We start from the raw sequence: 6478 nt of genomic DNA on the forward strand, positions 1-6478 counted from the left end.
GCGTGCGCGGGGGGGCGGGGACACAGGGACCGGCGGGAGGGGCGGGAGGGGAGCGACGGCGAGGGGTAGGGGAGGCAGCGGGGCGGGTCCGTACGCCAAGGCCGGCCCACCGTCGTACGGGGTGGGGGCGCCGGTCGTCTCGTACGGGCCGTAGCGGCGGGCCGGGGGCGCGGGGTGCGGTGCGGGCGCGGTCGGCGCGGCCTGCCGGGTCGGGGGTGTCATGGGTGCGTCACCCGCCCAGGATCGAACCGAGGTCGGACCCGGTGCCGAGGAACATGCCCGTCGCGATGAGGATCATCGTGGCGGGGAGCATGAAGACGAGGGTGGCCATGGTGGCCTTGGGGATGGTCTTCGCGGCGCGGCGGCGGGCCTGCTGGGCGTCGGTGCGGCGCATGTCGTTGGCGATCTGGATGAGGGTCTCGGCGATCGGGGAGCCAAGTTCCTCGCCCTGCTGGAGGGCGGAGACGAACTGGGCGACCTGCTCGGAGTTGTTGCGGCGGCGCAGTTCGTCGAACGCCTGGCGGCGGCTCACGCCCATGTCCATCTGCCGCAGGGTGATGCGGAGTTCGTCGGCCCAGGGGCCCTCGTACTTCTCGGCGACGCGTTCGAGGGCCTGCCGGAAGCCGAGGCCCGCGCTGACGACGACGGCGAGGACGTCCAGGAAGTCCGGGAGGGTGCGGTCGATGACCGCGCGGCGTTCGCGCACGGCCTGCCAGATCGTGGCGTCGGCGGCGACGAGGCCGAAGGCGAGGGCGAGGAGGGCGAGGAGCGGGGAGCCGTAGCTCGCGAAGATCGCGGCCATGAGGAGGCCGAAGACGCCGTAGACGGCGCGGCGGGCGGCGTAGCGGTCGAGGGTGAGGCCGCCGGGGTTGCCCGCCATGTCGATGCGGCGGCGCTTGGCCTCGACGCGGCGCGCGCCCATGAGCCGGAGGACGTGGGGGGCGAAGCGCAGGCCGAGGCGGTCGATCGCGGAGTCGGCCGCCTTGACGCGGGTGGAGCCGACCTCCAGGGCGAGCGCGAGGTCGTCGGGGAGCTTGGTCTCGCTCCGGTACATGCGCAGGCCGAGGAGGACGCCGCCGACGCCGGCCGCCATGAGGAGGGCGAGGAGCGTGCCGAGGGTTGCGTTGCTCATGCGGTGCTCCTTCCGGGGCGGGGGCCGCGCGCCGGGGGCGCGGGGTGGCGGGCGGGGCGGTGCGCCGGTCGGCGGGTCATACGTCGATCCTTCCGAGGCGGCGGATGACGAAGAAGCCCACGGTGTAGAGGCCGAGGGAGAGCAGGATGAGGAACTGGCCGAGGCCGGAGCCGGTGACGCGGTGCAGGGCGCCGTCGTTCTGGGCGTTGACGAGGAGGAGCGAGCCGAGGCCGAGCGCGGGCACGGTGAAGGCGGTCGCGTTGACCTCGGAGAGCATCGTGCGGACCTCGCGCCGGGTCTCCTTGCGCTCCTCCAGGGTGACCGTGAGGTTGCGCAGGGAGCCGACGACGGTGCCGCCCGCCTTGTTGGAGAGGGCCAACGTCGTGACAAGGACGACGAGTTCGCGCGAGGGGAGGCGGCGCTGGAGTTCGTCCAGCGCCTCGTCGACGGAGCGGCCGAGCGCGAGTTGGTCGGCGACGTTGCTCAGTTCCTCGCCCGCCGGGTTCTCCAGTTCCTCGGCGGCCATCGCGAGCGCGGTGCGCAGGGCGAGTCCGGCGGCCGTGGCGTTGGCGAGGAGCCGTGCCACGTCGGGCAGTTGGCTGATGAACGCCTCGATGCGCTTGGCGCGCTGCCAGTTGAGGAAGGCGTACGCGGACCAGGCGCCGACGAGGGCCGCGATGGGCCCGAAGAAGGGCGCGAGGACGATCGCGGCCGCGGTCCAGAGCAGGACGAGAGCGGCGAGGGCGTACAGGGTGAACTCTCCTGTGGAGACAGGGAGTCCGGTGGCGGAGAGGCGGCGGTGCAGGGCGCGGCCCGCCCGGGTGCGGCGCACGGCGCGGTCGAGCCCGGCGAGGCGGCGGGCGCCCTGCGTCCGGCTGCCGAGGTGGCTGTCGCCCGCGAGGCGGTTGACGAGGGCCTCGCGCGCGGCGCGGCCCTGCGACCACAGGCGGGCGGCGGCGACGAGGAGGACGCCGGCGAGGAGCGTCGCGCCGAGGGCGAGGAGGGCGGGACCGTTGCTCATGCGGGAGCCTCCTCGGGCGAAGTCCGTCGGCAGTCGGTGGTGCGGGGCCGGGTGTCGTGGGGCTGGGTGTCGTGGGGCCGGGTGTCGTGGGGCCGGGTGTCGTGGGGGTGGGCCGCGGTCATCCGGTCGCCTCCCTGGTGTGCGGGGCGAGCGCGTCGTCGGGGGCGACGCCGTAGGCCGCGGGCAGGACCTCTCCGGCGAGGTGCAGTTTCTCGGCGGCGGAGCGGGGCAGCGGGAGGTGCCGGTAGGTGCCGCGCACGACGCGGTCGGCGGTGAGCGGGGCCGTCTCGAAGCGGGTGACGGTGGTGATGCGGAAGGGGTCGTGGCCGCGCGAGGTGAGGAGCGCGATCTCGGTGATCTTCCGGGAGCCGTCGGCCTGGCGGCCGAGCTGGACGACGACGTCCACGGCGGAGTTGATCTGGTCGCGCAGGGCCTCGAAGGGGATGCGCACCTCGGACATGGAGCCGAGGGTTTGCAGGCGCATCAGGGCGTCCTCGGCGGAGTTGGCGTGGACAGTCGCGAGGGAGCCGTCGTGGCCGGTGGACATGGCCTGGAGCATGTCGAGGGTCTCGCCGCCGCGGACCTCGCCGACGATTATGCGGTCGGGGCGCATCCGCAGGGAGTTGCGCACGAGGTCGCGGATCGTGATGCGGCCCTTGCCCTCGACGTTGGGCGGGCGGGACTCCAGGCGGATGACGTGGGCCTGCTGGAGCTGGAGTTCGGCGGAGTCCTCGATGGTGATGATGCGCTCGTGGGCCGGGACGATGCCGGAGAGCGCGTTGAGGAGGGTCGTCTTGCCCGTGCCCGTACCGCCCGCGACGATGATGTTGAGCCGGGCGCGGACGAACGCGGCGAGGAGCAGCAGCATGTGTTCGTCCAGCGAGCCGAGGCCGATCAGCTCGGGGAGCGTGTAGACGCGCGGGAAGCGGCGGATGGTGAGCGTCGCGCCGGTGAGGGCGAGCGGCGGGATGATGACGTTGACGCGCTCGCCGCTCGGGAGGCGGGCGTCGACCATCGGGTTGGACTCGTCCACGCGGCGGTTGACCGTGGAGACGATGCGCTCGATGGTCTGCATGAGCTGGTCGTGCGAGGCGAAGCGGAGCGGGAGGCGTTCCACGCGGCCCGCGCGTTCGACGAAGATCGCGTCGGGTCCGTTGACCATGATCTCGGTGACCGAGGCGTCTTCGAGAAGCGGTTCGAGGATGCCGAGGCCGAGGGCCTCGTCCACGACGCGCCGGATGAGGCGGCTGCGTTCGGAGGTGGAGAGGACCGGGCCCTCACGGCTGATGAGGTGGCCGAGGACGCGTTCGAGGCGGGTGCGCCGCTCGCTCGCGGAGAGCGCGGACATCTCGGCGAGATCGATCTCCTCCAGGAGCTTGGCGCGGTATCCGGCCACGAGGTGGCCGTCCTCCGGCGCGCCCTCGTCCTCGGGCGCGGAGATGCGGGAGCGCAGGCTCACGGCAGGGTCACCTCCCCGGTGTCGTCGTTGGGCATGGTCGCGGAGCGGGTGACGGTCCAGCCCTTGCCGACGAAGGGCAGCAGGGTCGGGACGCGGACGGCGACGGTGTACGTGGTGGTGTCGCCGCCCCCGCCGGGTGTGACGGTGGCGTCGAGCCCGTCGGTCATGGCGGCGCGCGCGGCGGCGACCCCGTTGCCGCCCTCGGCCCGGGAGGCGACGCGGGCCCCGGCGCGGGCGCCGCTCCCGGCCTGGTTCGCGGCGAAGCCGACGAGGCCGAGCTGGATGGCGGCGAGGCCGACGAGGAGCAGGACGGGGAGGAAACCGGCGAATTCGAGGATGGAGCTGCCGCGGTCGTCGCGCGAGCGGAGGCGGGGACGGGAGCGGGGACGCGTACGGAGGAGAGCGGGGGTGCGGGGGCCGGCCGTGCGGTGCCCCGTCCGCGTACGGGGGTGCCCGGCGCCGGTGAGCGCGGGCGCCGCCGGGGCCGGCATCGCTCGCCCTGCGCGGCCGGGCCCGCCGAGCCCTTGACGGTATAACCTCCTTCGACCCCGGGGAAGAAGAGGGGGACCTTGGCCCGGACGGTGGTCTGGTAGAACGTCGCCCGCGCCGCCGCAGTCGACGGCGGCGCTCTTCCAGGCGCCGGGCAGGTGGCGGCTCGCGGCGGCCTGGCAGGCCCCGGCGCCGTCCCCGCCCGCGGCGACGGCCGCGGTGCCGGCGCGGGCGCCCTCGTCGGCGGCGTTCGCGGCGAGGCTGAACGTGTAGCCGTACAGGGCGCACTGCCACATGAGGCCGATGACGACGAGGACGAGGGGGAAGATCCCGGCGAATTCGAGGGTGACGGCGCCGCGGTCGCCCCGGCGCGCGAGCGCGGTGGAGACGCCCGTGTGCGCGCCCTTCCTGCGGCGCCGGCCGCCGGCGGGCCGGTCCGGCTCCTGGACGAGGCCGAGTTCGGCCGCGAGGGCCCGCAGGCCCTGCCGTACGGAGCCGCGCGCGTCGAGTTCGTGGACGCGGCCCGCGTCGATGGCTCCGGCGAGTTCCTTGTACGCGGCGGGAACGGTGGTGCGCGCGGTACGGGTGCCGGTGATGCGCGAGACGAGGGCGGTCTGGATCTCGCCGGAGCGGGTGTGGCGGTTGAGGACGGTGAGGGTCTCCTCCGCCTTGCGGATCTGGAGGCGTTCCCACAGGCGCACGGTGCGTTTGGCGGCGCGTACGGCCATGACGTCGGGGGTCACCAGCAGGAGCGCCTGGTCGGCGAGTTCGACGGCGGCGGCGCTCGCGGCGGTGAGCTGGGAGCCGCAGTCGACCACGACGAGGTCGTGGCGGGAGCGCAGGGCGCCGAGGATCTGGCGGGCCGCGCGTTCGGTGACCTCCTCGCCGCGCTCGCCTTCGGCGGGGGCGAGGAGCAGCCCGAGGCCGCTGGGGTGCGGGAACATCGCGTCCTGGAGGACGCGCGGGGTGAGGTCGGCGATCCCGGCGAGGTCCACGCAGGAGCGGCGGAACTGGACGTCGAGGAAGGCCGCGACGTCCCCGCACTGGAGGTCGAGATCGACCAGGGCGACGCTGCCGCCGGACGCCTGGGCGGCGAGGGCGAGCTGAACGGCGGCGAGGGTCGTGCCGACGCCGCCCTTGGCGCCGCTGACGGTGACGACGCGCCCGCCCCCCGCCTGGCCGCCGTCACCGCCGCTGCCGAGGTGGCGGCGCATCCCGGCGGCCCATTCGGCGGCGGCGCGGACGCGTTCGGCGAGGGCGTCGTAGGTGAGCGGCAGCGGGAGGATGCCGCGCGCGCCCGCGTCCATGGCGGCGGTGAGGACGGTGGTGCCGGTGTCGGCGGTGACGAGGACGACGCCGACCTGCGGGAAGCGCCGTACGACCTCGTGAACGAGTTCCAGGGCCGGGACGGGGCCGACGCGTTCGTGGACGAGGACGACTTCGGGCAGCTCGCCGAGCGATTCGGCGGCGAGCCGGTCGAGGGCGTCGAGGAGCGCGGTCGAGTCCGGTACGGGCAGGGCGGGTTCGCTCTCGGGGAGCTGGCTGAGCAGGGAGACGAGGGAACGGGCGAGGTCGGGATCGCCCGCCACCGGGAGGATGCGCGTGCTCATGGCCGCCGCCTCACTTGTCCTTGTCCAGGGTGTACGTGCGGTCGGGGCCCGCCGCCGCGGGCGGCTGCTCACCCGCGCCGACGAGGGCGAGCCGGACGTGGGTCGCGAACGACTCGGCGTAGGCGACGCGTTGGGCGTCGCCGGTGCCGAGCCCGAAGGTGATGGGGACGGCTTCGGTGGTGCGGTTGCGGTTGTCGTCGTTGTTCTGGTCGAAGGGAGTGAGCTTGCCGACGTCGAGGACCTGGGCGCGCTCCACGATGAGCCGGGACTCGTCCTTCTGGCCCTCGTTCTGGGCCTTGAACGTCGCGTAGATGTTGACCGAGGAGCCGGGGGTGATCTTCCCGGCGACGCCGGTCGCCGCGTCTATCATGATCGCGATCTCCTGCTCCCCGGCCCGCAGCGCGGGGCGGTTCACGATCATGTCGTCCTGGAGCAGCGAGCCCCGGTGGAGCGTGGTGACCGCGATCTTGCCGCGCAGGGCGCCGAGTTCGGTGACGGCGGTGTCGGGCAGCCAGCGCTTCGGTACGGACACCTTCTCGAACTGCGAGGCGTCGATGCTCTTGTACGGGGCGATGTCGTTCTTGAGCCGGTAGGCGGTCTTCTCGTCGCCCACCTTGGAGTTGACGTTCCTGACGACCCCGAGCACCCCGACGAGCGCGACGAGGGCGCACACGGCGGAGAGCACCATCAGGACGACGCCTCGGCGCTGGCGTGAGTTCATGGCCGGAGTACCTCGATCGGGGCGGGAGTCGGGGCGGGGACGGGTG

At 74.0% G+C, this 6478-nt stretch carries 5 protein-coding genes and 1 pseudogene; all 6 read right to left on the reverse strand.

Going from position 1 to position 6478, the window contains the following annotated elements; all coding sequences use genetic code 11:
* Window positions 1–229 precede the first annotated feature (229 nt).
* The 6 genes and pseudogenes from SSBG_RS09010 to cpaB all read right to left on the reverse strand — a co-directional run bounded on the left by SSBG_RS09010 (window position 230) and on the right by cpaB (window position 6432).
* The gene (locus tag SSBG_RS09010; RefSeq protein ID WP_008745872.1) at window positions 230–1132 is read right to left on the reverse strand and encodes a DUF5936 domain-containing protein; all 903 of its coding nucleotides are present in this window, start codon (window positions 1130–1132) and stop codon (window positions 230–232) included.
* 76 nt (window positions 1133–1208) lie between these two features.
* Window positions 1209–2153 carry a type II secretion system F family protein gene (locus SSBG_RS09015; RefSeq protein WP_008745873.1) on the reverse strand — a complete coding sequence of 315 codons (945 nt, stop codon included), beginning with the start codon at window positions 2151–2153 and terminating at the stop codon, window positions 1209–1211.
* A 118-nt stretch (window positions 2154–2271) separates the two neighbouring features.
* On the reverse strand, window positions 2272–3612 hold the full coding sequence (locus SSBG_RS09020) for a CpaF family protein (protein WP_008745874.1): 1341 nt from the start codon (window positions 3610–3612) through the stop codon (window positions 2272–2274).
* On the reverse strand, window positions 3609–4103 hold the full coding sequence (locus SSBG_RS30890; RefSeq protein WP_078491255.1) for a TadE/TadG family type IV pilus assembly protein: 495 nt from the start codon (window positions 4101–4103) through the stop codon (window positions 3609–3611). The genes SSBG_RS09020 and SSBG_RS30890 overlap by 4 nt, the downstream gene beginning before the upstream one ends.
* Window positions 4103–5711: pseudogene (locus tag SSBG_RS09025) on the reverse strand (AAA family ATPase); the annotation flags it as partial. The gene SSBG_RS30890 and the pseudogene SSBG_RS09025, both read right to left, overlap by 1 nt.
* Window positions 5712–5721: 10 nt before the next feature.
* Window positions 5722–6432 carry a Flp pilus assembly protein CpaB gene (gene cpaB / locus SSBG_RS09030; protein WP_037869302.1) on the reverse strand — a complete coding sequence of 237 codons (711 nt, stop codon included), beginning with the start codon at window positions 6430–6432 and terminating at the stop codon, window positions 5722–5724.
* Window positions 6433–6478: the final 46 nt, after the last annotated feature.

It is taken from the genome of Streptomyces sp. SPB074 (assembly GCF_000154905.1).
GTDB lineage: Bacteria > Actinomycetota > Actinomycetes > Streptomycetales > Streptomycetaceae > Streptomyces.

What these genes read in the sequence shown, in the direction of transcription:
- SSBG_RS09015 (WP_008745873.1), bottom strand. Translation starts at nt 2,153, where the DNA reads ATGAGCAACGGTCCCGCCCTCCTCGCCCTCGGCGCGACGCTCCTCGCC.
- cpaB (WP_037869302.1), bottom strand. Translation starts at nt 6,432, where the DNA reads ATGAACTCACGCCAGCGCCGAGGCGTCGTCCTGATGGTGCTCTCCGCC.
- SSBG_RS09010 (WP_008745872.1), bottom strand. Translation starts at nt 1,132, where the DNA reads ATGAGCAACGCAACCCTCGGCACGCTCCTCGCCCTCCTCATGGCGGCC.
- SSBG_RS30890 (WP_078491255.1), bottom strand. Translation starts at nt 4,103, where the DNA reads ATGCCGGCCCCGGCGGCGCCCGCGCTCACCGGCGCCGGGCACCCCCGT.